This is a genomic window from Novosphingobium sp. BF6 (assembly GCF_058273105.1).
Genome location: NZ_CM177775.1, coordinates 1,198,521 through 1,225,255, shown reverse-complemented (window position 1 = coordinate 1,225,255; position 26,735 = coordinate 1,198,521). Strand labels below are relative to the sequence as shown.

Below are 26,735 nucleotides of genomic sequence, written 5' to 3'. Positions count from 1 at the left end.
TCCGTAGGTCGGCGTCTCAGAGAGAACCGTCTCAAGCGGAGACTGGAGAGAGTTACGTGGCACGTTTCGTCCTCAACGGTAAATGATTTGGTTGGTCTTGCGATCGTAGAACGGCATCCCCGCGCCCTGCTGGGGTTGCCCGCCGCCGCTGCGGGTCGGCAGGCCTTGGCCGCCGCCGGTGTCGTTCAGGCTATCCACTTTCTTGATGTACTGACGCGCCTGTTTGATCTGCTCATCCTGCGAAAGGCGCAGGAACTTAGGGTCGTTGGCGCCCATCATCTTAACGTAATCATCGACACGAGAGCTATCTGGGCGTGTACGGTTCTCAACGCCAAGGATGGCGGGCATGTTCTTGCGCACGTCGTCATCAGTCCAGCCGTTCGCGCGCAGCATCGTAATAGTGGCCTGTGCATCGCGAATCTTGGTGCTGCCGCTGCCGGTTTCTGCCTTCACTCTTTCTTCAGCCTGTCGCAGCTGCGAGTTGTTGTTGTCTTCTGCCACGCGGAAATTGTGGTCGGTTGACTTCTCCTGCACGCGGTAGCCGTGGTCGAGCTGCTTCTCTGCGACCTTCATCCCCCAGCCCCGTTGCTCCTTCGCCAATTCGGCGCGCGTGGCCTGCGCGGTCTTCAGCTCGTTCATGCCTTGCGTGAACACGGCGTCCGGCGAGCTGAATTGCTGCGCCATCTTGTAGACGTCCTCCATGTTGTTGAAGGTGTGCGTCGTCTCTTCGCCGGTCTTCTGGTTCTTGAGCTTGATTTCCATACCGGAGGCGTTGCCCGACTTATCGCGCAGCACCTGCGCGCCGGTGGCCTCGAAACCGTCATCGAAGTAGCCCGGTTGGTTGTAGGCCGCGACCATGTTCTTGGCGAAGCTGTCCGCGTCACCGGTGTAGGCGGCGCGCATCATGCCAGCGCTGTAGCGCATCCCCTGCTGCACGTTCTCGCTCTGGATCCACTTGCCGAATACCTCGGCCTTCTGGACGTCGCCCGTCTCCATCCAGTGCTGCTGGAGCTTGGGCGCGGTGTTGCGCATGTAGTAGTTCATGACGTTATCGACTTGGCCGTCGGTGTTCGCCTTGGCCTCGTCCATGCCCTGCTGCGCGGTTTGGCGGTATGCCTGCTTATCGGCGCGTTCCTGCCGGTAATCATCCATCTGCGCGCGGCGCAGCTCCTGCTTCGATACGTTGTCCTGAATATCAGAATAAACTTTCGCGCCGTTCGACACGCCATTGAGGAACGCCCCCAATCCGATCCCGAAATTTGCCATTGTTACCTCAACTGAAGATTTTCTTGATGCCGTGAATGATGCGGTTAGGGGTGCCGCCGTTTGTGATTTTCTTGGAGCCGTTCTTGAAATCGAGCGTGTTGAACTCTTGGAACGCGCCCGCGTCGTGCATCAGGCCGGTTTTGTCGTCGTCATAGCCGCCCAGATACTTGGAGAAGCGCTGGTTAGCGTCCTGCTCCATGACCTTGCCGCCAATCAGATCCTTCGCGCCCTGCCAGCCGTTGCGACGGTACCCGCCGTTGTGTGCAGAGATTTCGTTGGAAGCGATGGCAGCGGCGATCCAGCCCCAAGGGCCAGACGCGGCCACGCCGCCAGCTGCGGCAGTCGATCCACTCGCGCCGCCAGCTGCGGCACCACCACCGGCAGCGGCACCGCCGCCGAACAGGCCACCGGCCGCCGCGCCCCCACCAGCTGCCGCACTTCCGCCCATGCCAGCGCCAACCGACGTACCCATTCCAGCGCCCATCCCTGCGCTGATGCCGCCCGCGCTGCTCGCTGCGGTACCAGCCGCGTAAGCGCCGTAGCCGGTGGACATGCCCATTGCGCCGGTGCCGCCAGCGCTCAGGGCCGCCGAACTGCCAGCGAACGAGCCAGCCCCGGCACCGGCACCGGCAGCGCTGCCAGCGCCAGCCGCACCAGCGCCGCCCGCGTAGGCGGTATAGCTGGTGGGCATTCCCATAGCGCCGGTGCCTTCTCCGGCTGCGGCAGAGGATCCGGACAACGCGGTACCGGCATTCTCTCCACCAGCTGCCGAACCGCTGCCGCTGAACTTGTCGAACAGCGATTTGCCTTGGCTTGGGCTAAGGCTGGGCTGCTGCTGTTGCTGCTGTTGCTGTCGTGCCGCCTCTTCCTCGCGCTTGCGGCGTTCCTCTTCCTGACGGCGCTCGCTGTCTTCGCGGATCCGGCGCTCTTCCTCGCGGGTTGCGCGCATCTGGTTCGCCATGCTGTAGCCGTTCGCCATGCCACCGGCGAACGCGCCCAGTCCTGCCCCTGCGTCAGCCATTAGGCGGCCTCCTTCAGTTTAGGCTTGGCCTTGGGGCGGGTACGCGGGGACATGCCCACACCGGCGAGCTTATCGACCTTGGCAGACAGCTCCTGCACCGCCTTCATGGTCACGCCCATGGCATCGACAACCGGGATCGTCTTGCCGTCGCCCTTGCCGGTCGCCTTCTGGAAGTCCTCGGCGTAGACGCCGATGTGCTGGCCGCCGTCCTCGATACCGTCCTTGTACTTCCACTCTTCCACCGGCATCGAGTTGATCGCATCGAGGCCGCTGCCCGCTTCGCGCTTGTCCTCTTTGAAGTCCTTGGAAGACGACATCCACGCAGACAGGCCCATGCCCGCAAGGTTGCCGATCCCGCCGAACAGGCCCGCGCTCGATGCCGCGTTCGCCTGCTGCTGGGTCTGCCATGCGGAGAGCTGATTGCTGTACTGCTGGTTCAGGATCGAGGCCTGATTGCCATAGCCGGACATCGCCGCCTGATAGCCGTTGCCCATGATCTGCGCGTTGCCAGCCGCCTGTGCGTTGTTGCCGCTGGTGGTACCCATCGCGGCCGCGCTGCCGGACGTGGACATGCCCAGCGAGTTGGCCGGGTTCACCGCCAGCCCGTTGCCCATGTTCACCGCGTCGGCCTTCATCGCTACGCCTTCCTTGCGGACAGCGTTGCGTGACTGGTTCTCGGCACCGGCTGCGGCCAGCGTGGTGGCGTTCTCACCGGCGCGATCGACGCCAGCGAACCGGCCGCTGGTAGGGCTGACGCCCATGGATGCCATGTTGCGCTGTGACGCGCCGCGCTGCTGTGCAGCATTGTTGATGACGTCGGCCTTCGCCTCGGCCGCCAGCTTGTCCTGCCGCTCCTTGCTGTCCCAGTTTTTGGCCGTGCTGATGAAGTCATCTTGCAGCGGCTGGAACGTGTCCTTGTAGCGGGCGCGGTCCTCGGTCGCCCACTGCTGGGCGGTGCGCGAGTTGGTCAGCTGCTGGTTGGTGACTTCGTTCGCAATCTTGTCCTGCTCGGCCTGCCGGTCGTTGGCAACGCCGTACTGCTCCCGGGCGAACTTGAGCCATTCCTCGCCCAGCTCGGCCTCCTTCAGCGCGGCTTTACCGATGTTGGGATCGGGCGCGGGTGCCTTGGAGCTGCCCTTCTTGAACAGCATGAACTCTTCCCAAGGCTTGCGCTCGGGTTCGTGTGGTTGGTGGAAATCATCAAAGCCCGCGAAAGCGAGCGCGAATTGAGGGAACTGGGGCCGCGAAAGCAGAAACAAGGCCGCCAGCACCGTGAGAACCATAGGGATCTCTGCGTGCATGGTTATCTCCTGTATCTCTGTGGAATGTAGCGGCAGTCCTCGCGCAGCATCCCGAGAAGGATTATATCGTCGTTGGGGAGTGCATGACGGATGACGCCCTCCTGCGTGAAGCCAAGGTGCAGGTCGAAGCGCAGCGCATCAGCGTTTTTTGCGGGAACGAGGGCGGTTACGCGCCGCATGTTCCACTGTACGAACGGATGCAGAAAGGCGTGGGCCAGAAAGGAACGAGAGAGCCAATTGGCTCCCCCGTCACTCGCTACATGGATGTTGCAGTCACACTTTGAGAAGCCGTCCCAGAGGCACACGGCGCGCAAAGCACCGTCTACCTGCCAGCCCATCGCCTTTACGTCGTCGCGCGGTTCAAATCCGATAATCTCGGAAGCCCACGCCACTAGGCGATCTTCCTCGGTGTAAACCAAACCATTCATGCCCATTTCGCTCTGTTGCCGTTCTGACAACATCATAGATAAAACGGCAACAGATAAACAGGCAGAAGGTCAGTCCACGGCGCTTTTTAACTGGCCTATCGCGGCCAGCGCACCGGCAATGTCAGCCACCAGCTTGTTGAAGTCTGCGGCCGTTGGCGCGCCGGAGATCTGGCCGGAGGTCTGGGTAGGCACGTTGACCGATACCGCGCCCAAGCGGATCTCCTGAAGCGCGCTCGCGGTCTGCTGTGCCTGCTGCTTGGTGGTGTTGATGCTCTGCTCGGCCGCGTCCAGCTCGCGGTTGAGCTGGCCCAGCTGCTGCAAGGCGGTTTGCAGCTCCTGCGACAGCCCGGAGAGGCCGCTATCCAGCCGCCCGGCGTGCTGCTGGAGGTCGTTGATATTGTCCTGCGTGCCGACGATCGAGCCTTCCGCCGCTGAAATCGCATCGCTGATGCCCTTCAGGGACGTGGTGAGCGAGCCAGCCGACGTGCGCAGGCCCGAAATCAGCTCTTGCAGGTTGGCGACGGTCCCTTGCCTCAGGGCGTGCTTTCCTGCCTCGCCGCGCATCCCGGCCAGCACTTCGATAATCTCTTTCCAGCGCTGGAACTCGCTGGTGGTCAGGTACTGCGCCATATCAGCCCCCTGCAAATTCAGTTGCGGAGTAACCAATGCTGATGCCTGTCACCATCTGGTTGCCCCGGATCTCGATTTCCCACCGGCGCGCGGTGAAGCCGCCCGGCAGCGGCAGCACGCGGTTCAGGTGGTACACGGTCGCGACTGCCCGGCCGTCCGCGTAAACGGTCGCGGAAAACGTGGGTTCGTCGCTCTGCACCGGCTCCAGCAAGCTCCCGGCCAGCGGCAGCGCGTTGAGCGCCATGTCGTTGATTGCCCCGCCGGTTTCGCCCTGCTCGATGCGGGCGCGGTTGCGGGCACGAATGGCCGCGTTCTTGGCCTGAATCTGGGCGCGCTGGTCGGCGGTAAAGGCGTCCTCGCCTTCCACCATGATGACGGCGAAGTTTGTCTCGGTAGGCAGGATGAACTGCTTCGAGCGCCAAAGCTGCTCCCCGAACAGCTCGCTGATAGCGTCCCACTCGTACACCTCGCGCTTGTTGCGCACGATGAACAGCTTGCCGGTGCCCAGCTCGTAGAACATGGCGTCGGCGTCGTCGCTGGCGCGCACGAGGAACGGCTGGGAGCCGGACAGGTCGATGATCAGCATCCCGCGCTGCTGCTTGCCCAGCGCGTCCACGTAGTCATAGCTTGCCATGTACCGGCCGGAGAACTGCCCGGCCACGAACGAGGCGGGCGACATGCTTTGCCATTGGTCCTGCGTGAAGAGCTGGCCGGACGCGACGGCCGCGCCGGAGCTGCCCAGCGTCACAAGGCCGTTGGTCGATGGGTAGGCCACCGAATAGCCCAGATCCACGATGCCAGCGGCGGTGAGGCACGGCAGATTCACCTCGATACGCTCCGAAACCATGTTGTCGGGCGCGGTGCCCTGCATGACGTAGGGCATCCCATCGGTGAGCACGGCCAGCGAGGATCCGAACGCGGCGAGGCCCACGACGTTGTAATCCACGGTCAGGATGTACTTTTCCGGCCATGCGTGCGGGCGGTATGGCTCGCTGAAGTAGACCTTCTTGCCGACGAATGCGGCCATCATGCCGTTGGGAAGCGAAGTCAGGCCGGTGAGGCCGTCCGGAGGGGCGTTGTAGTCGCCTGCGGCAAGCGGCTCGCTCATGGGGTAGCTGGTATCGGTATAGGCAAAGTTCGCCGCCGTGACCGGCCGTTCTGCCACGAAATACAGCGTGGTATCGCCAAGGCTCGACGTCTGCGATCGGTAGATGCGCTGGCGGTTGATGGCGCGCCCGGCCACCGGCAACCGGAAGCCGGACAGCGTGACCGGCAGGCCCGGCGACCACAGCACGCCGATCGCGAGGTCGGCCGGTTCGCTCTCTTCGTCAAACTCGGTGACGTAGGTGTACGAGAAGATCACCGTGGATGAGAGGTCATTGTTCGGCGTGCCGGTGACGGTGGCCGTCAGCTTGTTGGCCGGGCGCGGTACCGCAAGGTCGTAGGTCAGGCCGCCCACCAGCAGCTTGGGCTTGCCGTCGCCGGTGACGTAGAGGCGATCGGTTGCCACCGGTCCCGGCTCGACGTTGACGCGCACCGGCCAGCCCAGCCAGTCATCGCCAGCCTTGTAGACCGCCTTGCAGTCGGTCGGCATTGTGGTGACGAACCGGCCGCGCCTGATAGGCAACAGCGCGCCGTTCTCCAGCTTCGTGTTCTGCGCCACCTGCGCGTAGTTCTCTTGCAGCAGGCGGGGGATAAGGCGCGGGATTTCTCCCGCGAAAGATGAAACTCGAATCATCAGCCCTCCAGATTCGCGTCATGGACGGACACGAGCACCTTGGAGGCTGCGCCCTTCCCGTTCAGGTCAGCCAGCGCGCCAGCGGTCAGACGCAGCTCGACGGCCACACCGGCGATGAAAGAGCGGGCCTGTGTGCCCTCGGCCGCACGCTGGACGGAGACGGCATCGCCATTGCGGGCGAAGGCCCGGACAATCTCGATGTTTCCGCTCTCGTCCTCGATCGCGAGCGGGAACCACTCTTCCTCGGTGGCGGGTTTGGGGAACATATCGCCGTGCCCCACGCGCACGCGGATCAGCGTATCCACCGATGAAATGGCGGTCGCGAGCGTGCTGCGGGCGTTGTTTTTCAATAGGACAGTCATTGTTACCTCACGTTTTTCTCAAGCCATGATTGGGTTTCCACCAGCCGCTTGCGCATGGTGGCCGCGTCTACGCCGTCCGGCAGGCCGCCGGGGTTCTGAAGCAGGTAGGAGAGCGAGGCGACGATCTCAAAATGCCAGAAGCCGAACCAGTTTTGCTCGGTGGTCGCGTTCTTGGTCGCCCAAGTGAAGCGCATGGCGTCGCCCTCGTCGCGGCGGTAAACCAGCTCCAGATAGTCCCAGCAGCGCTTGCCCACGCTGTTCACAATCATAGCCTGCGCAGCGGACAGTTTGCCGGAGAGCTTCAGCCACATGCAGGCGCGCAGCAGCAGCGCGGCGGAATGCGGTTCCTCATAGAGGCGAGCTGGTGGGCCTTTGCGGGGATCGTCAAAGTCGGTGGCAAAACCGTAGACCATCGTTTCCTTACCGGCGGTCACGACGCGCTGCCCGTTCAGGTCCGGCCAAATCCCGTTGATGAGGGCCACGCTATCGGTGGCGAGCGTCAGCGCCAGCTGGTTGGCGTCCTCGAACGCGGGGAGCGATTTGGACAGGTGAACCAGCCGCGCGCAGCTCTCCACGACGCGCAGCATGTAGCCAGCCCAGCGGGTGTTGGGATCGTCGTTCGTGTACACCCAAGTGTGCGGGGTCGGGTTGCCGATGCTCTGGCGCGCCGGGGTGTTCAGCACGAAGGTGTGAGCGAAGCCGCCCCGGGTGCCGCCGTCCGCTACCCACTTGTCGGCCGCCGCCTTCAGGAACAGCAATTGCTGCTCGCACAGCATGGCCGCCGGTGTCTTGACGGTGTTCAGGTAGGTGGTGCCCTTGATGGGGTAGCTCAGTGCCCCGTCAGCTCCGGCCACCGGCAGACGGTCGGCCTTCAGCCCGGGGTGAACGGCTTGGGCGTCATCGTTGATGAAGTACCAGAAGTCCGGCAGCTGGTAGCCGTGGAAGGGCGAACCGTTCCAGCCCACAAACTGCTGTTTGGCGGTGTCCGCGTTGATGGCGAAGGGCATCGCGCCGGGGAAGAACGGCATGGGCGCGCCCGCCACCGCCCGGGCCATGTCGGCTTTAACGGCCGCCTCGCTGGCGCCACCCACCAGCCGCATGGCAACGATCGTCATTTCGTAGCCCAGTGAGAGGTCACTGGAGATACCGAAGCTCTCGAACGTGGTACCGGCGGGCAGCACGGCGTTGTCGCTGTCCTTGCGCTTGAAGTCCGTGCGCGGGATCAGGAGATAGCAAAGGGAGCCGTCCGACTTCAGCGCGGCATAGTCGGTGACGTCGGCATACCAGCGGGTCTGGCCGTCATAGAACTTGGTGGAAGAGGCGTAGACGTAGAGCTTGCCCACCAGCTTGTTCAGAATGCGCTGCGCCTTCAGGGAGATCGCCAGAAACATGAACTGGTCGGCATCCTGATAGGCCGTCTTCACGCGCCACGAGTCGTTAAACCCGCGCCCGATCTGCACCTGTCGTCTGCCTTTGCCGTCCGTTACGGCCGGTACCACGGCACGCAAGCCGCCGTTGAACACGTCACCAGCTGGGGACGCCTGCCCGATTACCTCAGGCGACCAAGCGAACTCGCCCGGGCGCGTTGCACCGCCGGTACCGCCCACGCGGGTCCAGAAGTTATAGCCGATCCATTCCGAGTTAGCGCCCTTGGCCTGCTGCTCTGCGCTTGGCGGCTGGGCGTCGGGATGGTCGGACCAACAAAACATGCCGGACGGCTCACCGCGCAGGGGGATCGCGTCGAACTGGGGCATTGGCTTGATGATTTCGCGAAGGTCGGTGATCGACTGGCCGCGAACGGCTGTACGGCGCATGGCCGCGCGCAGCTTGCTCCAGTCGGCCGCCTTGCCGCCGCGCGTATCGGCGCTGATCGCCAGCGACATCGCGTACTCGAACCAGCGGAAGGTATCAGGCGCGCACGCGGAATAGCTCGGCTCGATGACCGTCCAGTCCGGATAGGCCTCATAGGCTTGGCCCTGCTTGATGATCTGGCCGTTTTGCGTGCCGTAGACGACATTCCAGCTCGGCACGGTGTTGTCGGCACCGGCGGGCAAGGTGATCACCAGCTGGCCGTCCTTGTTGGTCCAGTTGGCCTCTGTGAGGCGCACGGAGGTGTCACCGGCCGGTGCGGTGTTGTCGTAAGTCGGGGAGAACGGCGAGTTGTACAGCAGGTAGCTGGTGGCCGGGTAAACCATCCAGACGCGAAACACGTCCTTGGCCGCGATCGTCAGCTTGCCACCAACCGGTGACGCCTTCGTATCGTAGTGGATGGTCTGCGACTGGAAATCGCCGCGCGCCGCGAACAGCCAGTGCAACAGGGTGATGGTGTTCACGTCAGACGGGATCGGCTGGCGCAGCATGGGGCCGTTTGGCGAGCCGTTGCCCATGGCATCCAGCATGTTGAGGCCGTTCTGGCGGTACCATGCGGCCGCCTTCGTCTCTTCCTCGGTGCCGGTCGCCAGCAGGCGCGCGGCCAGCAAGGATCCCTCGATCCCGATGCTCTGGCCTTCGGAGGTGCCGGAATAGGCGTGGAAGTAGCCCCCTCGCCCCATTTCGTTGTGGAACGAGTTAGTGATGAGGCCTGCGAGCACCAGCGGGCCGTTGCCGGTTTCGCCCTCGGCGTTGCCACCAGCGGGGATGTCGCAATAGCCATCAATGCGCGCCACGTCGGCGTTCTGGGGGTTGAATAGCGTGAGAATGAACCGCTCGGCGGGTTCACCGGCGATGTTGTCATTGACGGGTACTGATACGGTCTTGCTCACTTCTCCCGGCTCGAAAATCAGGCGGCCAGATAGCGCGGTGAAGTCTTCCGGCGCTGTGGCTGTGAAATCGACCGTGCGGTAATCAACTGTTACCTGCTTCGCGGAAGGTTCAGAGAGCGTGACCGTAAAGACTGCATTACGTGCCATAAGTGCTCCGATAGAAAAAAGCCCCCAAACGGGGGCTTGTGGTGTTGCCTGAAAGGGGAACGACTACCGATTACGACGCTGGCGCTTCTTTAGCGGCCGCGTCTTCAGCTGGGACGGTGTAACCAACCGCAGCTGCGATCTGGCGCAGATGGTAGTCCAAGAAACCGGCCTTATCGGCGGCATATTGAACGGTACCAGACAGCGCGCCAGCGGTGTCAGCTGCCCACTGAGCGGTGCCCTGTACCGCGCCTACGGTGTTCGCAGCGTACTGCGCTTTGCCGTAAATCTGGTTCAGGACGCCTTGCAGATCACCAGCTGGGATGTCGTCAATCGCGCTCACTGTTACGTTAACTGCTGCAACCATTTTCCTTTCTCCATTAGAGGGCCGGGACCACCCCGGCCGATTGATTATATGTTGCTATTTGCGAACCTGCATTACTAATTTGACAACACTTCAGGCGCGGCTTCGGACGCGGGTTCAGACGTTTCCGCCGCCTGTTTTTCGGTCACTTCAACGCCCTGCATCGCGGCCTCTTTGGCCTGCTTTTCCAAGAACGCTTTCAGCGCCGGTTCGGCCTGCTCGAACGGGTTGCCCTCGCCCGAATAGGCAAACATGAAGCGGTAAGGCTCCGCCACGGCCAGCTCACCGATCACCACCGAAAAGACGGCCGTAGCCATCTTGTTGTCGAAGTCCTCGATCCGGCGAACGGTATAGCTCACCTCTTGGCTTTGCTCGACTGCGCCGGAGCTGACGCCGAAGTCGCCAAACTGGGTCGAGGTGTTGAGCGCCTGATGAATTGAGATAGTCATTATCTGTTCCTGTTAGTGGATGAGCGCCGCGCCATCTGCGATCTGCGCAACAGCGGTGCCCGGGTCAGAGGCGTAAATCCAGCGGTAGCCGTTGGAATAAAGCATCTGCATTGATGGGCTTTTTGCCGTGTTCGGGCATAGCACCTGACAATACACGTAATCCTGCGGGCGTGGCAGATCAGCGAAGTTGTAATACGGGGTACGGGTCGCGAATTTGTCCGTCGCCTGAAGGTAATACTGCTCGCCGTTCAGCATGACCGGGATGAACGTGGCCGCGCCGGTGGTCGCCTTGGCCTTGGTGTAAATCAGCAGCTCGCCGTTATCGAGGTCCATGCCAAGGCCGTTGTTGTTGTAGTCGCCACGGCTGATGTTCCAGCGCGAGGCGGCCGTCTTGATGCCTGCCACCGCGTTGATGTCTGCGACGTCGGCATTGGTGATGCGGGTATAGAACGGCGCGCCGGTGGTTTCGCGTGGCTTGCCGTTGCTGTCGATGAACAGCGCGGCCGTGACGCAGTACGGGGCCATCTTCACGTACACGGTGTAGTTCGACCAGCTGCGCACGTACTTCACATCGGAGATCGGGCAAGCGCCGGTGCCGAACCAGTGCAGCTCGATAGCGGAGGTGTCCGCTGATGCGGTGTTCTTGGCTTCAATGAAGATTTCCGCCTCACCGCCGCCGAAGGCAGTAGCGCCCGGCACCGGCAGATTGCCCGCTGCGTTGTCCCAGCCTGAGGTGCCCAGCAGTCTCATGCGGCAGGTGCGTCCGCGTTCCTGCAAGGTCACACGGCCAATCTCTACCCACTTGGCCGCGCCGGTGGTGTTGGTCAGCACGGTGTCCGAGTAGTTGAAGGCGGTAGACAGGCCGGTGAAGGAGCTACCCAACTCGCTAATCTTGATGACGCCCTGATCCATCGCGTTCGTAACCCACGACGGGATCGGCTTGCCTTGGTCCATGGCCGGGTCAAAGGTGGTGCCCTCGTCATCAAGGCCCGCGCCCTGCGCAAAGCGGCAGTTGATGCGGATCATCTTCGCGTACTTGGTCTTGGCCGGGTATTTGCTGGCCTCTTGGATGACGGTATCGAGCACCCAGCCGCCCTGCGAAATGTCGAACGAGTAGTCGTTTTCAGAGAACCACACGTTGCGCATCAGCGACTGCGCGGCGCGGACCATGCGCAGCGGCTCCACGTTCTTGGTGCCGGAGAAGTTGGCGTTGGCAATCTCGATAGCGGTCGGATGGTCCCACGCGCCCGGCTCGCCGTTGGTCCAGCCGGTCTGGAGGAAGCCAGCGGAAATGCCGTAGCAGTAGATTTGCTCGAACTTGGTGTCGATGGTGTCCAGCAGGCTGAAGGTCAGGCCTGCGGAGTTGTTCACGCGCATACACTTCACGCGCACGTACTCACCGCGACCACACACGTTCTTGAGGAACGGCTTGGTGTTGGCGAGATTGCTGCCGGTGTCGATGTGAAGGCCGGTCACTTCCAGACGGCGCGCGTTCAGCTGGAACAGCGGCACGGTGCTGGTGGTATCGAGCGGGCGGATCTTCGTCAGCGGTACCACACCGAAATCAATGTCCGGGCCTTTCAGGCGGAACATGGGTTGCTCGGCCGCTGCGGACAGGTCCAGCGTGCCGGACAGGCCGATTTCACCAGCTGGCAGGCGGATGCCTACAGGGTTGGCGACTGCGATCGCGCGGGTTGATGCGTACATCGCTTTAACCGCGGGCATGTCATCGGTCTTGCCATCCATCACCGCGCCGAAGTCGAGCACGTCCAGCTCGTGCATGTCCTTCAGGCGCTTCCAGTGCCAGTTGCCACCAGCAGAGGCCACCATGCCGCCGTCGTCGGCCAGCTTGGTGAGACGGCCAACAAAGCGGTCGCCGCCCGCGTATTGGCCTTCGTTCCAGCTGATGAGCTGGACGATCTGGCCGTCATAGGCAGGCTGGGTACCGCGAAGGTCCGCAAAGCTCTCGAAGCCGCCGATCTGGCTAAGGCCGGTTGCGTGGGAGAGCGCAGCGCGCAGCACCTCACTGCCTACCGACATCCATTTGCCCGCGCCGGTACCGCCAGCGCTGGTAGGGGAAGAACCGGCCGGAACCGCTTTAGGGAAAGCGCCCGTCCAGTAGAAATATGATTGGGTGCTTTCGTCCCAGACAACCTGATTGGAGCGTGCCAGCTCCTGCACGCCAGCCTCGAAGGTGCCAGCCGCTTGCAGGGTCGCGTTCAGGGCGTCTGCGGTGTTGTCGAGGGTTTCGGCAACGGTCTTGGCCTTGCCGTCGAGCTTGTCGGTATGGCCCACCATTGCGGAGCCGGTAGCCTTGCCAAGGTTGGTCGCGAGGCCCAGCGCATCGTTGTTGCTTGCCTCCATACCCATCGGCCGGCCGTTTTGAATTACGACTACCTTGCCCTCCATCTGCTCGATCGGAGGCAACTCGGGAACCTTGTTACCCGGCGCAAAGCGGAATGAGCGATCGAGCTGCTCTTCAGCGTTCGCGGCGGCCTGTGAAGCCATGACAACCGCCTGCACGCCAGCCGCGCCCAGCCAGTCGGTCAAGCTGCCCTGATAGCCTTGGCTCTTCGCCAGCTCGTAGGCAGACAGGCCCGGATCGCCTTTCTTGCCGCGTGGGCCGGTTGCGACCACCAGCGAAGTGGTAACAACGCCGTCGTCCGTTTCAACGGTGATGCGGCACTCGTTCAGCTCATCCAGCAGCACGGCGTTCACCGGCGGCTTCACGCGAACATAGAAGGTCAGGCCGTCGCCGGTGGAGCCATCTTCGCGGCCCAACACAACAACGTCGATGCCCTTCTGCGTCTCGCCCGGGGCGAACACGATGGTGCCAGCTGCGGCCTGATAGTCGATACCAGCGCGGGCGCTGCCATCTTCCGTCTGCCAAGCCACAGTTACCGGTTCAGCAACGGGCGCTGACAATTTGACAACAAACAGCGCAGTAGTAGAGCCGGTTAAGTTTTGAGACATAGATTTTCCTTTTTAAGAAACGCGGTACCAAGCCGCCAATTTTACATATGAGTTGGTCACATCAATGGGCTGACCGTTGCCCGAATTACCGGTTACGCCGCTCACGTTGTGGGCGTGCGGACCAATGTAGACTGTGTGGTGGTGCTGGCCTGCTGCGTCAGTTTCGCCAAGCGTGTTGTAGCTAAACTTGGTGTTCTGGTTCCCGCCGATCTGCCAAGGACCGGCACGGCTCGGAACGCCGCCATGGGCGTGCTGGCCGTCGTCCGATGTCTGCTTGGTTCCAAGGTCGGTTGAGCTGGTGTTGATGTTCACAGAGTGGCCGTGCTGCGGCATCTGCCCGGCCGCCAGCTGAATGCTATCACTGCCGCCGGTGGTGCCGACGTCCGATCCGTCGTTGGCCGCAAGCCTCACGGTGCGGTTCGGCAGATTGACGCGCATCCACTTCTGGCCCGGATAGATGGTGTTCGGGTCAACCTTGGTGCGGAACCAGTGGATCGAGTCCACCGCGTACATGCGGCCCTGCATGAACTTCACCACTTCGCTGATGCGCATGGAGAAGTCCTTCCCTTCGTGGTTGATGAGGGTCAGATCCGCATCGCCCACGCTGCCCGCCGCCAAGGGATCGAGCGACGTCAGATAGTCGAGTGAAATTCCCGCCATTAATGGCTCCAGTAGTCTGAGTTTGAAGGTTTGCGGCGTCTTCCAGTCGTCACGGACAAGCCCGCCGGTGTCGCCGCTGTTGGGGTTGAAGGACCAATAGGCAAAGGACATGCCTTGCTGCCCGGCTTGCAGGTGGCTGCGGCCGTCGCCCTCGAAGTCGCCGTTCATGTACAGCTCAAGGTGATAGAGCCACTGGGCCTCGTATTCCGCGTTCGCGACCACGCCCAGCTTGCCGTTGCCGTCCACGCCGAAGTGCCCGCCGAACTCACCGATCCAGATTGGCGCCAGCGCCTGCTCGAAGATGAAGCCCCAGCGCTCGCGCCAGATGGCGTAGAGGTTGAAGGGCCAGCCCACCGGGTAAGTGCCGCTGGTGTCGGCCAGCCACGACTGCTTGCCGACACTCTGGCCGTACTCGTGCGGGGAGTATGCGAGGTGGTCGCGCTGCTTGAGCTTCACCGGCCGATCGGCAACGCCTGCCAGCTGGCCGCCCCACCATGCGCCCACGCCCTTATAGCTCGCCACGCCCTGCACGAAGATGATCCACTGCGATTGGATAGCGTGGATGGCATCGCCTGCCTGCTCCGCGTACCCGGCCCACTGGTCCCACTCCAGATCGTGCGGCTCGTTGTGGACGTCGGCCCCGATTACCCACTCGTTGAGGGCGTAGCGGTTCGCCATGAAGCGCCAGCTCGCAAGCCACTTGTCCAGCGTATAGGTGGCATCCACCGGCGAGCCGTCCGCGCCGCTGCCAGCTGTGCGCCGGTGGTGGTCGAGGATGACGTAAACGGATTTCTCCGCGCAGTAGCCGATGATGGCATCAAGCACGCCGATCGCGGTCGCGGCGATGATGTCGGCATTGCCCGCCGCCTGCATGGTGTTGGGCTTGGGCATCTGGGTCGTGTTGCAGACGTCGCCGGAGAACGGCAGGCGGATGCAGTTGAAGCCCATGGCCCGGATCTGGTCGATGATTTCCTTGTACCCGCGCGCCCACAGGCCATGCGGCATGTAAAGGTCGCTTTCAGCCCCGAACCAGTTCACCGAACGCAGGCGCACCGGCTTGTTGTTGGCGTCCACGATCTGCGAGCCGCTGGTGTGCAGGCGTGAGCTGGTGGTGACGGAGCCGGTCAGGGTGACGTAGCTCTGCGGCCCGTTCCCGATGTCGATTTCCAGCTGGCCGTTCATGGGCGCGCCCAAGAGCGGGGCAAAGGTCACGCTGATGGTGAGGCTCTGGCCCGGTTCCAGCCGCATATCGCTGTCGTTGGTCTGGCGGTACCGGCCGCTGGCGGTGATCCCGAAGAAACGGACGGGCACCTTGCCGGTGTTCTTGACGGTGACGGTCTGCGGGTCGCTTACGCCGCCGTAGTAGAAGCCCGGGAACGCCAGCGCCGCCGGTGTCACGGTGATGGCCGGTTCGCTCTCGTCGGCTGGCTTGTCGCCAAGGGTGCGCACGCTCACCACGGCGCGCTCCGGGGCGCTGACGGTCATACGCGCCACCCAGACGGTGACGCCATCGGTCACGACGGCAAAGTGCAGCATGAGCACGCGGCCCTTGCTGGTGGTCGCTTCGATGCTGACAGCCGCGCGCGCAGCTCCACCAGCGCCGCCAGCGAGCCACAGCACCATGATGTAGTCATTGAACAGGAGACGGGTTGGAGCCAGCGGGCCAGCATCAGCCCACGCGCGGCAGGCAATGACGTCCTCGCCCTCGCCCAGCTGGTCCATGAGGTCGATCTTGTAGTCGAGAACGTCCGTGGTGGCCTTGTACCGGCGCTGCATGAGCGTAGCGCCAAGGTCGATCACGTAACGGTATTGAGAAAGGGGCAAATCCTCGGCCCCCAGCTTCACACCCCTGATTACATCAGAGGTAGCTGGGTTTCGTTCGGACTCGCGCACGCTGCTGCCCCTTCTTGTGGAATGCGAAATTACGATCGAGCGCCTGCTGGAACTTGCCGTCGAACATCACGGCCAGCTGCGGGTTCGTGAATGGCTGGTTCGGCAACAGAAGCGCGGTAGAGAGCGCGCCCCACGTCAGGACGTCGCTGAATTGGTCGAACATCCATTGCGGGAGCTGCTCGGCGTTGTCGGACGGCACGAGGAACATCGAGACGCGCACGGTGCCGGTCGCGCCCGGGTAGAGCGCGATGCGGTTCGGCCACATCTGGGTATAGCCCTGCGGCTGGCCTTCTGCGTCCTCGTCGCGCATCTGCTCGATGTCGAACGGCAGCGGATCGAGGGTGATGCCGTCAAAGCTCAGGCTCTCAATCTCGAACAGGGCAGAGAACGGCATGATGGCCGGAATATCGTTGAAGCGGCCAGCAACCTCGAACTTGTCGTTGTCGCGCCAGCAACGGGTGCGCTTGCACAGCTCCACGGCAGCGGCCCGGACGTGCTCTGTCGCGGTCGGCTCCGGCAATCCGGGTGCCCACTGCATCAGCTTGGGGAGAAGGTCTTCAATGTCGCGGATCATTGGGTAACTCCAACAGCGCCGCCGCCCACGCCCGCCTTGGTGTTAGGCGACATGTTCGTTTCGACGGTCACATTGATGCCAAGGGCGTTGGCAAACTGCTGGTAGTGGAGGCCTGCACGCTGGGCGTTGCCGGATTCCTGCGCATCCTTGGATCGGGCGCGGTACATGACGTAATCCAGCAGCGCGCCGAAATAGACGTCATCGAGCGGGATCGCCACGTCGTAGCTCGCCAGCTCGTGAACGTCGCCGGTGGCCTTCACTTCAGCGGGAACGGCAGACAGGACCGCTTCGAGGTAGCCGGTGCCGTCGTTGCCGGGATAGACGTAGAACGCCTTGGGGTTCGCCTCGTCGTAGATGAAGTGCTTCACCTGCTGCGCGAAGGGAACGCTGTAACTGTCGTGCCAGTCTGGCTTAATCGCGTTGATGGTTTCGCCAGCGGTCACAGTGACCACCTTGCGGGGGCGACGATCGGACGCCTCCCCGCGCACGTTGCGCACTGGGCGCAAGATGCTGGTGTATTTGGCAGGCAGCTGCTGGAGCGTGCCTTCCTTCAGGGTAAGGGTAACGGTCTGTGCGGTGGCACTCGGCTTCTGGAGCACGATCGCCGTCAGTCCGTCGTTCAGCCAGTCGCACAGCTCGCTCAAAGGAGTGCGGCGCGCGGTGAACTCGCCTGTATCGTTCAGCAGGATGCCCGCTGCTTCAAAGAGTTTGCGCGCCGTCCTCATCAGTCGTCGTCCTCGGCCAGTGCGCCCACGATGTTCTCAGGCTTCATCTGCTTGGACGGGTAGCGACCGAACTTGGCCTTGAAGCGCTCGCGCAGCTCGTCTTCCGGCAGCTTTGCCAGATCCTCGCTGGTCGGCTCTGCCGGGGTCACTGGCGCGGCTGGCGCTGCCGGTGCGGCTGGTGCCGGTGCTGGCTGCTCGGCCTGGCCCTGCGGTGCCGGGGCTTCAGGTGCTGGCGCTTCAGGTGCTGGGGCTTCCGGAGCCGGTGCCGGTGCTTCTGGCGCTGGTGGGTTCTGCTCTTCGCGCTCGCCGCCGCGCAGCTCCACAAGGGTAGCGTCGATGAACTCGTAACGCTCCTGATCCGGCAGCTCGTTCCATTCATCCTCGCTCAGGCCGGAATCATCGAACGCCATGCCTACAAGGTCGTCCAGCTCGATTTCGTCGCCGCCGTGGATGGTGTAGCGCGCATCATGCACCTGCGAGCCGTTCAGCACGCGGGTAGGAAGGTTGGTGTCGTCTTCGCCCGGCAGCGCCACCGCTTCGCCGTCGATCGCGCGATAGGCCTCACGGATGCGCAGCAACAGCGCCGCGTGGCTGGCTTCGCCTACTTCAGCGATATGGCGTACATCGTCGCTGGTGGGCTTGAAGTGGTAGGTACGCTTAGGCGCATCCAGTTCTACTTTGGTGCCGGTAGGGCGAATGATTAGGCATTCAATCTTCATGAGAAAACCTCGGGAACAATGGAGACAAGAAAAAGGGGCTTGCGCCCCTCTTTCCGTTGCAGGCCGTTACTGTGCGTAGGACAGCTGGAGGCCGATTTGCTTATTCGCAGCGAATGGGATCACCGCGTTGAACTTCACGCCGATAGAACGAGGGCGGTCGCTCTTCTTAATCAGCAGGGCGTCGGTGCGGGACAGGCGCTGAATGCCGTCCAGAGAGCCACCGGCGAACAGCTCGTTGCTCATGGTGCGCACGGTGCCGTCTTCGTTGGTAGGCTCGCCCGGCTCACCGGACAGGATGCCAACTTCAGCGGTTGCACCGGCGACCGGCGCGCCCACCCAGATCAGCTGTGCGTCCACGATACGGGCATACGGAGGCAGCTGGGCCAGCTCCAGAATGTCGTACTGCGCGAAGCCACCGGCCGGGATCGGCACGATGAACAGCTGCGTGTGGGTTGCACCTGCCGTCTGCGGGCGGAAAGTGGGCTTAACGCCCGATGCGTACTGCGTAGAAATGAGTGCCATCTAAGCTACCCTCCTTACTCGTTCGGGTCTTTGGCTGCGGTGTCGATGGTCAGAATGCCGAAATCGCGCTTGTTGAAGCGGGTCTTCGAGATTCCAAGGATGGTACCGGCTGCAACGGTCGGCTCGTTGCCGAAGTCGTCCGTCTCTTCCTTCCAAGTGAAGCGAAGGCCACCGGCGGTACCGTAGGCAATGACAGCTGCCTGACGGCCAAGCATCAGCGCACGCGCCGCCTGAGTGTTCTGGCCTGCGCCATAGTCATTCATGCGGATAACGCTCTCGTGCGAGTGCAGGACGGCGTTGTTGATCATGCCCAGCCCGCCCTTGAAGATCGGGTTAGCCTTGCCTTCAGCCGATGCCGCCGACTTCTGCACTTCCAGCCAGCCGCGCTCGCCGATTTCGTTGCGCAGATCGTACTCCTGATACGGAGACATCAGCACCACGTAGTGCTTCTCGCCGCCAACGGTGATCGGCAGCAGGTTCGCGGTTTTCGGGTCGCGCGCACGCATCATACGGGCCTTGGTGGTGGCACGTTCGATGGTGGTACGGCTCATCTTGTCGTCGGCAGTCAGTGACGCCTTGGACGTGGCAGCGCCACCGAACAGCAGGTGCTGTGCGTCGGGCTGACGGAGAGGGTTGGTTGCGTGGCCGGTGTAATCGAAATCTTCAATGAAGTCTTCGTTCACGCCGCGCAGGCCAGACATGTAGATGAATTTCAGCTCATCAATGTACTGCGCCCAGTAGTCGGACAGACGATCCTTGGCGACCTTACGCAGGTCATGCGCGGTACGCTTACGGGTCATCTTACCGCCTGCGGAAACGGATTTACGCAGCTGGTCGATAACAACTTCGTCGGTGAAGAATTTCAGCGCTTCTTCCTTGCCCTTCAGACGGTCATCACCGGCCGTAGGCTTGCCGCGCAGCTGCACGGACAGGTCGAATTGGATTTTGTCGCCAGCATCGGATTCCAGCTCCGTCTTACGCTGAATGACGCTGTTGTCGCTGGTGCCTTCGAAACGGTCGAAGTAGCTCTTCTTGGTGGTTTCCACGAAGAGCTGGCCGGACCACTTCTTCTGTGCCTTCGGATCACCGAAGGGGATTACGGTTTGACCCATAGTGCTAAGTCCTCAAAACGTGCGGTGTGGTTGGGATTGAAACCGCACGTCATGCGCAGCACTGCTATGTGTTGTGATTATCAGCCGTGTGTTGTCAGAATGCAAACACTGTTCACACGGCTAATGGCTAGGGCTGTGGCGCTATATCCTCCTGTGTTGATTGAGGTTTCGGGGAACGCTTGATCAGGACGTCGCGGGGCGCGTCTATCACAAGGCTCACGTTTTGCCCTGATTTGCGCTGCAAAGTCACCTTCGCCCCGCCAATCTCGATTGTCTCACCAACGCGCAAGTCGTGTTTCAGCATGATGTCCCCTTAGCCCGCCTGCATGTAAGCATCGCGCTCGGCGTCGGACATCCGCAACAGCGCGGCCTCGTACTTCTCGGGATCCGTCTCGGCCAAGCGGTCGAGGTGAGCATACTTCCCGTCGTCGGTTTCGTTCTGCTGCGCGGCTGGTACCTTGCCCAGCGTTGGCGGCACGTCCACCGGCGTCTTCTTCTTGCCCGGCTGCGGGGCTGGCTCCTGCACGGTGATGCCCAGATCCTCCTGCATGAGCTTGAAGGCCTTCTCCAAGTCGCGCTGGCCGATCTGGCCGCCTGCTTCCATGGTCGCAGCCGTCACCTGACGCAGCTTGACGTCGAAGGCGTTCCACATGGTTTCGTTCTTGCCGATGATAGGATTGGCGCCCACGAAATCCTCGCACAGGTTCGCCCAGTCCTCCTGCGTGCGGCTCTGGCTCGCCTCGGCCGCCAGCTCTGCCTTCAGCTCGGCACGGTCCAGCTTGCCGCGTTCGGTATTCAGGTCACGAATGCCGCGATTGTACTCGGCAAAGGTGATGTCACCGTCATCGAACTTGGTCGCCAGCTCATCCCAGCGAGCATCGAGGGCGGTACGCTGCGTCTCGATGTCCTCGGGCACGTCGGCGCGGAACATCTGCACGCGGGTACGCTGGCGCTCGGCCTGTGCGTCCTGCTCTTCCTGCTCGCCCGGCTTGGGCTGCTCTTCCTCGGCCTGCGGCTTGGTGCCCGGCTTCGGCTGCTCTTCTTCCTGCTGCTCTTCGCCCGGCTTGGGCTGGGGCTGGGTTTCGTCCAGCTCTTCCTCTTCGTGCTCTTCGTCCTCGTCGTCCTCTTCGAGGCCTGCCAGCTCTTCAGGGGTGAGCATTGCCAGCTCTTCAGGTGATAATCCGTGTGCCATTAGTTAGTCCTCACTGTTGGAATTGGGGTAAGCCTGCGTCCTGCGCCTGCTCGGGTTGTTGTTCCTGCTGGGCCGCCTGTTCCTGCTCGGCCTGCTGCTGTTGTTGCTGCTGTGCTGCCTGCTCCTGTTGCTGCTGCTGTTGCATCTGGGCCTCTTCGACGGCCGCCTGTGTCGCCGCGTCCTCTTCGGTGCGGGAGACAAAGCCAGATTCGTGCAAGATGCCGTCCGCAACGCCCACCGCGCCCGGCGTGGAGATTGCCGCGATAGCTGCCTGAAGCGCTGCCAGCTGCGTGGCGACGTTCTCGCCTGCAAGGGAGCCAAGCACCTTCTTGGCGTCTGCCTGCGCCTTAGCCACGCCCGCCATGTTCTTCTGGGCGTTGGACTCATCAAGGGCGATTTTCGCCATGATGGCGCGCTGGTTAAGCTCTGCCTGTGCCTGCTCGGCCTGCTGCTTGGCCTGCTCGGCTGCCTTCTCTTCCGGCGTCATGTCCTCGGCGTCCGGATCGCGCATTCCCGTAACCTGACGGATACGCTTCACGATCTCGTCGCGGCTGGTGATGTCCATTCCCTCTACGATGAGGTCGAGCATCACGAGCGCCACCTGAGGGGCCACCGGTGCAAGCTGCTGAAGGAGAGCAAACAGCTCTTCTGTCTGGGCCTGCCGCACGCTGGCGCGCCAGTCTGCATCGCTGATGATGAAGTCAGCCTTCGAACGCACAATGTCGTTCTCGGGTAGACCGTCGTTCACCTCGATGTATTCCGGGGTGCCGCGTGCGTTGGTGATACGGAACTGCTTACGCTCGGTGAAGAATTGCTCGATTAGCGAAAGCTCTTTCTGGCCGTGGATTTGTACGGCGAAGCGTAGATTATCGAAAATCCCCGCCGTGGTCATGCTTCCTTGCTCTTGTCGCGCAGTAATTGCCCGTCCGCTGGTGGCGTTCGTGCTGCGCCCCATGTTCTCGTCAGTCACTCCGGAGAGCGTCTGAATCATCGAGATAGAGCGGCCCATCAGGTCAAGGTGCGCCGGTGCAAGCTCGCGCTCGGCGTTGATGGTCAGCTCGTAGCCCTTCTTCTTCACGAGAATGGCGTCCGGCCGGGAGACTTCCTCCGCGAACTCGTCGAGGTCTTCCACCGCGCCCTCGTCCATGATCACCTTGTTGGTGCTCAGGATGTGGAGAGCCTTGGAGGCGCGCTTGTTGATGTCCTCCTGCATGTCGCGCATTCCACGGATCATGCCGTAGGGAAGGCCATCGCGGCCGCGACGGTAGCACCAGATAGGCGTAAACGGGAACTGGTTGTGCCGGTACGGTGACGGCGCGTGGTAGAGCATCCCCACGTTGCACATGATGGCGACGTGCATCTGCATGAGCTGGCGATCCATGGGCACGCCCTCGCCGTCGTCAATGCTCTGCTGGTGGCCGGGCGATGGGTTGGCCTCATCGAACAGATCGCCGGAGAAGTCACCGCCCACCATGCGCTTCACGTTCGAGGGCTTGCGGTACCACACCTCGATAAGACGCACGCGGCCACGCTCGAAACCGTCGTTGTAGCTGCGGATCGAGGCGTAACCGTTGAGCTGGTTCTCCATGCTATCCATGGCCTCGTCGCCCTGCTCATCCAGCCCATAGGCCTGATTACCGGCAGACGATGCGCGCAGGGTGCCGATGCGGTCGGGGAACATCGCTTCTGCAATGTCGAGGTCCACCCACTTCACGCGGAAGATATAGCGGCAGTCGCTAAGGTCTTTCTCGGTGCAGGCGCTATCCCACAACAGGTTGCGCCAGCTCTCGTAGCGCGAGAAGACAGGCTCGCCGTCGTCCTCGTTCTGCACGCCGGTTTCAATCCAGCCGATACCTACCTTGGCGCTATCCTCGAACGCGCGGGAACGGTGGAACGGCGTCATGTTGACGTCGCTCAGGTACTTCATGAGCTGCGTCTTGCGCTCGGCTGGCTTGCTCGCGTCCTTGCGGCGGGGAAGGATCTTGTAGTCGGTGCGGCCGCGCTTCTCGGTACCCAGCACCCAGTTGATGCTCGATGCGATGACGTTGTACACCAAGGGCACCTGCCCCCGGTCCTTCAGCGCCCGGGCGTCTTCCTCACGCCACTGGATGTTGTCGTAAAAGTCCTCGTCCGTCGCCATCTGCGTGCGGTTCTCAGACTGGCGATCAAGCTCATCCTCATAGAGCCGGATAAGGCGACGGTGCGCGCCTTCCATGGCCGGACTATCTAGCTTGTGGCGATCGGTACCGCGCGTGCTGCCGTCCTGCTGCGGCATACGGGTATAGGGGTCTGTGCTGTCTACTCGGCCATTTGCAAAATCCATCCCGCTGGCTTTGATTTCGTCATCAAACACGTTGGATGATCTCCCGGTGCGTGACCTTGCCGCTGTTGCGGTCGGTCTGGATGGCATCGGCAACAACGATGGTTTCGCCCGGCTTCGGAGGGATGCGCAGGAGGTCGCCAAGGTAGTCGTGAACAAGCGAGGCCACCTTCATGGCCGTGAAGGGGTTGGCGGCGTCCATGCCATTGGCGCGCAGAAACGCGGCCGTCAGATGGAGATTGCGGCGTGGGTCTGCGTCCGGGTCGTCCGGGTTCCACTGCCAAGCGTCGTCCACCTCGATCACCAGCGGCGTGCCAGCGCGGTAGGTGGGCAGCACAGCAAGGCATGGGCGCAGGCGTTTGCCATGCCACGCGCCGTAGATAGTCAGCTCGCCCCGGGCCTTGCTGAAGGCCGGTTGAGTTAAGTCCAGATCGTAATGAGCCATAAAGTCACCGCTTATGTTGTTGTCATGCACCATATGTTGCCGTTTTGACAACACTTTAGCCACGAAATCAGAAGTATTCGATGCGGGTCATATACCGCTCGGCCCAGTGGCGCGTGCTGGTGGGCAGCGTGAACGTCGCCCCAGCCGCGAACCAGTACGGCTCCACATCGCCATTGCTGTAGACCACACGGCAACCTCTGGCGCCCGCCGTGGCAATCGTCAGCGCGGCCGCTGAACGCGCCGCTGTAGCACTGCCCTCAGTGATAATAGGCGATGTTGCCACCTTCCCGCGCTCCAGCTGCACGAGGCCGCCCACGAACGAGGTATCGTCATATGCCTTGGTGAAATACGAGATAGCCCAGTCGTTGACGCTCATCGCGCCGCCCTGCGTCAGATACACCACCGGCGGCCCGTTCGCCTTGTTGCGGCCCATCCATGTGCGCAGACGGCTTTCCCGCGTCGTGGTGACAGGGAACACCATGCGCGACCACTTGGCCGGGTGCCCGGGGTAGAGCGTGACCGGCACGAGATCCACGGAACCGACGTCCTGCGAGATACAGAAGCTGTCACACTCCAGCGGCAGGCGTGCGATTGCCCCGCCGTCCGGTGCCCCAGCCGCTGCCGGGTCCATGGGTGTGGTGCGAACAACATGGGTACCGCCTTCCACGCCAATAGCGCGGCCATAAACCTGATAGTTGGTAGCCTCAGGCTCGGGTTGGTGGCGTCCTGCCTTCCTCCCGTCCACGTACTCAATGGGCCAGACGTTCGCGGCCGCCTGCTTCAGCTTGCCGTCACCAGCCCAGTACATCAGATTACCGGCGCGCGTGTAGGTTAGGCGTGGGTCCAGCACATCGGCCAGCAAGTCGATCGAGGGGATTACGCGGCCCCGGGTCGCTGAATGGCTGGATGTGAAGGATCGCCCTCTCACGGCGTCTATCGTCATAGCTTGAACACCTCCCCCTTCACTTTCACCGGCGCGGTGCCCGTATCGGTGCGGCGAATGCTCACCTGATTGGCGTTGCTGATGCCGGTGATCAGTCGAGACTGCCCGGCGAGGATGGGGAACGTGTCAGCGGCGTTGTTGCGCTTGTATTCGAGGTCCACGCCTGTGTCGTTCGTGATGTCCAGCATCTCTGCCCCAAGGTTCGGGAAAGCGATGAAGTCGGTGCCGTTTGCCGCCGTGGTGACGCTGCGGGCCTGCACATAGGTGAACTTGGGCGCGCTCACTGCCTTGGTGATGTCGGACAGACGCCCCAGCACGGTGTTGGCCGCCGGGTTGCCACTGACAGCGCCATAGCGATCGAGAAGCGGGGTAAGGTCAGTGCTGCCACCGCCACCGCCGAACGCTACCGGATTGCCCTCTGTGTCCACGACAATGACGAACGCGCCGCCTGCCATGCCCTTCTGCGCTTCCTGTCGCCCTGATTTGCTCTGATAACTCATGCCTACCTCTCATTATGCGGCCATGCCGCCTGTGTTGCGTCGCTTCGGGCGCTTGCCCGCTGGCGACTTGGAATGCTGCGTGTTGGTGAAGGTCTGCGCGGCCTGCCTGAGGGCGTCCGATGCTTCGGAATGGACGTCGTGAAGCGGCTCATCCATCCAGCACTGGAGCTGTGCGCTCCACTTCTTCTTGTAGCTCTCGATATGGGTGATGCCTTCCTTGCATCCCGCCTCATCGAACCAGCACGACGCGAGGTAATCGCGGGTCGCTTGAATGCCGTGCTGTATCTCCTCGACGCGCGGCACGATCTCAATCTTACGCAGGCCAAGGTTCTCCAGCATGGTGCGTGGGCTGTTGTTGTTCGTCTCGCCCTGCCGCTCGTGGTTGCCGTCGTGGGGTAGGTAGTGACGTCCCCAGATGCAGCCTGTTTGCTGCTGGAAGTCCTGCATCCTGCGCACGAAATAGGAGTACGGCTCGCCCCAGCCTTCCTCGAAGTGGATGAAGCGATGCTGCACGCCAACCTGCTGGTGGAACCAGATGGCGGTACCGTCGCTGTTGCCGATGTCCCAGAAGGTGTTGACCGGATAGCCCGGCTCGAACGGTACCCGCGTAAGGCGCTTGTCTTTGCGCACCTTCGCCATCTGGACCGCATAGTAGCAGCCCTTGTTGGACACCTGAAACGCCTCGGCCGGTGTGGACGGGTATTCCTGCCACATCGACTCTTCCTCGCCGGAGAAGTCGTTATCGCGGGTGCTGATCCACCATGCGCGCTGCTCGATGTCGATTGAGCACCCCATGATGCCTTCTATCTTGTCGAAATACTCATGGTCGGCATGGGAGATAACCACGCCTTCAGGATCCAGCCGATAGTTGGCCTCCTGCCACCATGGGAAGAAGTGGAAGCGGTACTCCTTAGGCGTGAGACGACGGCCAAGCGTTGCGAGCTGCTCGGCCTTGGTGGTCATCTTGTAGAAATGCCCGTCGCGGCCCTCTGCGGTGCTCTCAATGAACAACATGCCGCCTCGGGTAGGAACGGCAGGGATAGAGCCTCGCACCACTTCCTCGGCCCTGTCTGGGCGCTTGGCGCATATCTTCCCGAACTCGGAGATATGCAGGTACTGCATGGTGCCCGAACGCATGGAGGTGGAGACGCGGATCGAGCTGTTGTTGTGCCCGAACTTCAGTTCTTCTGCTGAGTCACGCGCCAGCGGCATGACGGCGCGCAGGTGGGCCGGGAGGTTGAGATAGGCGAACTTCACCTTGTCTCGGAAGATGGCCTTAGCCGCATCCTCTTCGTGGGCGATGATACCGGCGCGGATGTCGGCGCGGAACAAGGCGCAGTCGAGGAAGAAGATACAGATTAGCGTGGTGAAACCCAGCTGGCGCGCCTTCAGGATGATATTGCGGCTGTGCATCCGCTTCAGGAGCTTGCGCTGGGCACGGTTGGGCTTGAACGGGACCACGAGCGTATCGTCGTCGTCGTCGTTGTCGTCGCCCTTGGTCATGATTTTGTAGAGCTGCCCGGAGCAAATGCGCCACATCGGGTCAGAGAGGCACACCTTCAGGTCGGCGGGCGTCTGTGGAATGAAGTCGAGCGGCACCGGCACGCATACCGTCGCCGGTGCGTCCTGTGCCTGTACGTGGGTGTGCTGCGGAGCTGGGGGAGCCTCCCTAAGCGCTAGAGCCATGATCGA

23 protein-coding genes are annotated in these 26,735 nt (G+C 62.3%); all 23 read right to left on the bottom strand.

Translation table 11 applies throughout. The features are described 5' to 3' along the window. Positions 1-72: 72 nt before the first annotated feature. The 23 genes from AC4D6D_RS06090 to AC4D6D_RS05980 all read right to left on the bottom strand — a co-directional run bounded on the left by AC4D6D_RS06090 (position 73) and on the right by AC4D6D_RS05980 (position 26,729). Positions 73-1,266, bottom strand: a complete 1,194-nt coding sequence (locus AC4D6D_RS06090) for a hypothetical protein (RefSeq protein ID WP_491326914.1) — start codon at positions 1,264-1,266, stop codon at positions 73-75. Positions 1,267-1,273: 7 nt separating this feature from the next. After that, positions 1,274-2,287, bottom strand: coding sequence for a hypothetical protein (locus AC4D6D_RS06085; protein ID WP_491326913.1), 1,014 nt, complete (start codon positions 2,285-2,287; stop codon positions 1,274-1,276). Further along, positions 2,287-3,588, bottom strand: coding sequence for a tail fiber domain-containing protein (locus tag AC4D6D_RS06080; RefSeq protein ID WP_491326912.1), 1,302 nt, complete (start codon positions 3,586-3,588; stop codon positions 2,287-2,289). The genes AC4D6D_RS06085 and AC4D6D_RS06080 overlap by 1 nt, the downstream gene beginning before the upstream one ends. 2 nt (positions 3,589-3,590) lie before the next feature. Next, the gene (locus AC4D6D_RS06075; protein ID WP_491326911.1) at positions 3,591-4,052 is read right to left on the bottom strand and encodes a hypothetical protein; all 462 of its coding nucleotides are present in this window, start codon (positions 4,050-4,052) and stop codon (positions 3,591-3,593) included. A 33-nt stretch (positions 4,053-4,085) separates the two neighbouring features. Then, complete coding sequence (locus AC4D6D_RS06070; RefSeq protein ID WP_491326910.1) at positions 4,086-4,646, bottom strand: hypothetical protein; 561 nt, start codon at positions 4,644-4,646, stop codon at positions 4,086-4,088. Between the two features lies 1 nt (position 4,647). After that, positions 4,648-6,384, bottom strand: coding sequence for a hypothetical protein (locus tag AC4D6D_RS06065; RefSeq protein ID WP_491326909.1), 1,737 nt, complete (start codon positions 6,382-6,384; stop codon positions 4,648-4,650). Continuing rightward, a complete protein-coding gene (locus tag AC4D6D_RS06060; protein ID WP_491326908.1) occupies positions 6,384-6,734 on the bottom strand; it encodes a hypothetical protein in 351 nt (116 codons plus the stop codon). Before AC4D6D_RS06060 ends, AC4D6D_RS06065 begins: the two co-directional genes overlap by 1 nt. Positions 6,735-6,748: 14 nt before the next feature. Further along, positions 6,749-9,655, bottom strand: a complete 2,907-nt coding sequence (locus tag AC4D6D_RS06055) for a Calx-beta domain-containing protein (protein WP_491326907.1) — start codon at positions 9,653-9,655, stop codon at positions 6,749-6,751. A gap of 70 nt (positions 9,656-9,725) precedes the next feature. Continuing rightward, on the bottom strand, positions 9,726-10,019 hold the full coding sequence (locus AC4D6D_RS06050) for a hypothetical protein (RefSeq protein ID WP_491326906.1): 294 nt from the start codon (positions 10,017-10,019) through the stop codon (positions 9,726-9,728). 74 nt (positions 10,020-10,093) lie between these two features. Next, entirely contained in the window at positions 10,094-10,465 is a 372-nt protein-coding gene (locus tag AC4D6D_RS06045) for a hypothetical protein (protein ID WP_491326905.1), read from the bottom strand. Positions 10,466-10,477: 12 nt separating this feature from the next. Beyond that, complete coding sequence (locus AC4D6D_RS06040; protein ID WP_491326904.1) at positions 10,478-13,438, bottom strand: tail fiber/spike domain-containing protein; 2,961 nt, start codon at positions 13,436-13,438, stop codon at positions 10,478-10,480. 12 nt (positions 13,439-13,450) lie between these two features. Continuing rightward, a complete protein-coding gene (locus AC4D6D_RS06035) occupies positions 13,451-15,898 on the bottom strand; it encodes a cellulase family glycosylhydrolase (protein ID WP_491326903.1) in 2,448 nt (815 codons plus the stop codon). Positions 15,899-15,956: 58 nt separating this feature from the next. After that, on the bottom strand, positions 15,957-16,565 hold the full coding sequence (locus AC4D6D_RS06030) for a phage adaptor protein (protein ID WP_491326902.1): 609 nt from the start codon (positions 16,563-16,565) through the stop codon (positions 15,957-15,959). Continuing rightward, the gene (locus AC4D6D_RS06025) at positions 16,562-17,290 is read right to left on the bottom strand and encodes a phage adaptor protein (RefSeq protein ID WP_491326901.1); all 729 of its coding nucleotides are present in this window, start codon (positions 17,288-17,290) and stop codon (positions 16,562-16,564) included. Before AC4D6D_RS06025 ends, AC4D6D_RS06030 begins: the two co-directional genes overlap by 4 nt. After that, positions 17,290-18,009 (bottom strand): hypothetical protein, encoded by a 720-nt coding sequence (locus AC4D6D_RS06020; protein WP_491326900.1) that lies wholly within the window; start codon positions 18,007-18,009, stop codon positions 17,290-17,292. The genes AC4D6D_RS06025 and AC4D6D_RS06020 overlap by 1 nt, the downstream gene beginning before the upstream one ends. A gap of 66 nt (positions 18,010-18,075) precedes the next feature. Continuing rightward, entirely contained in the window at positions 18,076-18,531 is a 456-nt protein-coding gene (locus AC4D6D_RS06015; RefSeq protein WP_491326899.1) for a hypothetical protein, read from the bottom strand. A gap of 14 nt (positions 18,532-18,545) precedes the next feature. Beyond that, positions 18,546-19,643, bottom strand: a complete 1,098-nt coding sequence (locus AC4D6D_RS06010) for a N4-gp56 family major capsid protein (RefSeq protein ID WP_491326898.1) — start codon at positions 19,641-19,643, stop codon at positions 18,546-18,548. 313 nt (positions 19,644-19,956) lie between these two features. Beyond that, the gene (locus tag AC4D6D_RS06005) at positions 19,957-20,802 is read right to left on the bottom strand and encodes a hypothetical protein (protein WP_491326897.1); all 846 of its coding nucleotides are present in this window, start codon (positions 20,800-20,802) and stop codon (positions 19,957-19,959) included. 43 nt (positions 20,803-20,845) lie between these two features. Next, positions 20,846-23,188, bottom strand: a complete 2,343-nt coding sequence (locus tag AC4D6D_RS06000) for a portal protein (RefSeq protein WP_491326896.1) — start codon at positions 23,186-23,188, stop codon at positions 20,846-20,848. Next, positions 23,181-23,633 (bottom strand): hypothetical protein, encoded by a 453-nt coding sequence (locus tag AC4D6D_RS05995; RefSeq protein ID WP_491326895.1) that lies wholly within the window; start codon positions 23,631-23,633, stop codon positions 23,181-23,183. Before AC4D6D_RS05995 ends, AC4D6D_RS06000 begins: the two co-directional genes overlap by 8 nt. A gap of 34 nt (positions 23,634-23,667) precedes the next feature. Then, positions 23,668-24,462, bottom strand: a complete 795-nt coding sequence (locus tag AC4D6D_RS05990; RefSeq protein ID WP_491326894.1) for a hypothetical protein — start codon at positions 24,460-24,462, stop codon at positions 23,668-23,670. Between the two features lie 77 nt (positions 24,463-24,539). Further along, complete coding sequence (locus AC4D6D_RS05985; RefSeq protein WP_491326893.1) at positions 24,540-25,043, bottom strand: hypothetical protein; 504 nt, start codon at positions 25,041-25,043, stop codon at positions 24,540-24,542. A gap of 12 nt (positions 25,044-25,055) precedes the next feature. Beyond that, positions 25,056-26,729 carry a terminase large subunit gene (locus AC4D6D_RS05980; protein WP_491326892.1) on the bottom strand — a complete coding sequence of 558 codons (1,674 nt, stop codon included), beginning with the start codon at positions 26,727-26,729 and terminating at the stop codon, positions 25,056-25,058. Positions 26,730-26,735: the final 6 nt, after the last annotated feature.

Bases quoted from the DNA above. Each gene is read 5' to 3' on its own strand.
- AC4D6D_RS06055 (WP_491326907.1), bottom strand. From the start codon at position 9,655: ATGGCACGTAATGCAGTCTTTACGGTCACGCTCTCTGAACCTTCCGCG.
- AC4D6D_RS06010 (WP_491326898.1), bottom strand. From the start codon at position 19,643: ATGGGTCAAACCGTAATCCCCTTCGGTGATCCGAAGGCACAGAAGAAG.
- AC4D6D_RS06065 (WP_491326909.1), bottom strand. From the start codon at position 6,384: ATGATTCGAGTTTCATCTTTCGCGGGAGAAATCCCGCGCCTTATCCCC.
- AC4D6D_RS06040 (WP_491326904.1), bottom strand. From the start codon at position 13,438: ATGTCTCAAAACTTAACCGGCTCTACTACTGCGCTGTTTGTTGTCAAA.
- AC4D6D_RS06045 (WP_491326905.1), bottom strand. From the start codon at position 10,465: ATGACTATCTCAATTCATCAGGCGCTCAACACCTCGACCCAGTTTGGC.
- AC4D6D_RS05980 (WP_491326892.1), bottom strand. From the start codon at position 26,729: ATGGCTCTAGCGCTTAGGGAGGCTCCCCCAGCTCCGCAGCACACCCAC.
- AC4D6D_RS06085 (WP_491326913.1), bottom strand. From the start codon at position 2,287: ATGGCTGACGCAGGGGCAGGACTGGGCGCGTTCGCCGGTGGCATGGCG.
- AC4D6D_RS06020 (WP_491326900.1), bottom strand. From the start codon at position 18,009: ATGAAGATTGAATGCCTAATCATTCGCCCTACCGGCACCAAAGTAGAA.
- AC4D6D_RS06025 (WP_491326901.1), bottom strand. From the start codon at position 17,290: ATGAGGACGGCGCGCAAACTCTTTGAAGCAGCGGGCATCCTGCTGAAC.
- AC4D6D_RS05995 (WP_491326895.1), bottom strand. From the start codon at position 23,633: ATGGTGCATGACAACAACATAAGCGGTGACTTTATGGCTCATTACGAT.
- AC4D6D_RS06015 (WP_491326899.1), bottom strand. From the start codon at position 18,531: ATGGCACTCATTTCTACGCAGTACGCATCGGGCGTTAAGCCCACTTTC.
- AC4D6D_RS06090 (WP_491326914.1), bottom strand. From the start codon at position 1,266: ATGGCAAATTTCGGGATCGGATTGGGGGCGTTCCTCAATGGCGTGTCG.
- AC4D6D_RS05985 (WP_491326893.1), bottom strand. From the start codon at position 25,043: ATGAGTTATCAGAGCAAATCAGGGCGACAGGAAGCGCAGAAGGGCATG.
- AC4D6D_RS06075 (WP_491326911.1), bottom strand. From the start codon at position 4,052: ATGATGTTGTCAGAACGGCAACAGAGCGAAATGGGCATGAATGGTTTG.
- AC4D6D_RS06005 (WP_491326897.1), bottom strand. From the start codon at position 20,802: ATGCTCACCCCTGAAGAGCTGGCAGGCCTCGAAGAGGACGACGAGGAC.
- AC4D6D_RS06050 (WP_491326906.1), bottom strand. From the start codon at position 10,019: ATGGTTGCAGCAGTTAACGTAACAGTGAGCGCGATTGACGACATCCCA.
- AC4D6D_RS06030 (WP_491326902.1), bottom strand. From the start codon at position 16,565: ATGATCCGCGACATTGAAGACCTTCTCCCCAAGCTGATGCAGTGGGCA.
- AC4D6D_RS06070 (WP_491326910.1), bottom strand. From the start codon at position 4,646: ATGGCGCAGTACCTGACCACCAGCGAGTTCCAGCGCTGGAAAGAGATT.
- AC4D6D_RS06080 (WP_491326912.1), bottom strand. From the start codon at position 3,588: ATGCACGCAGAGATCCCTATGGTTCTCACGGTGCTGGCGGCCTTGTTT.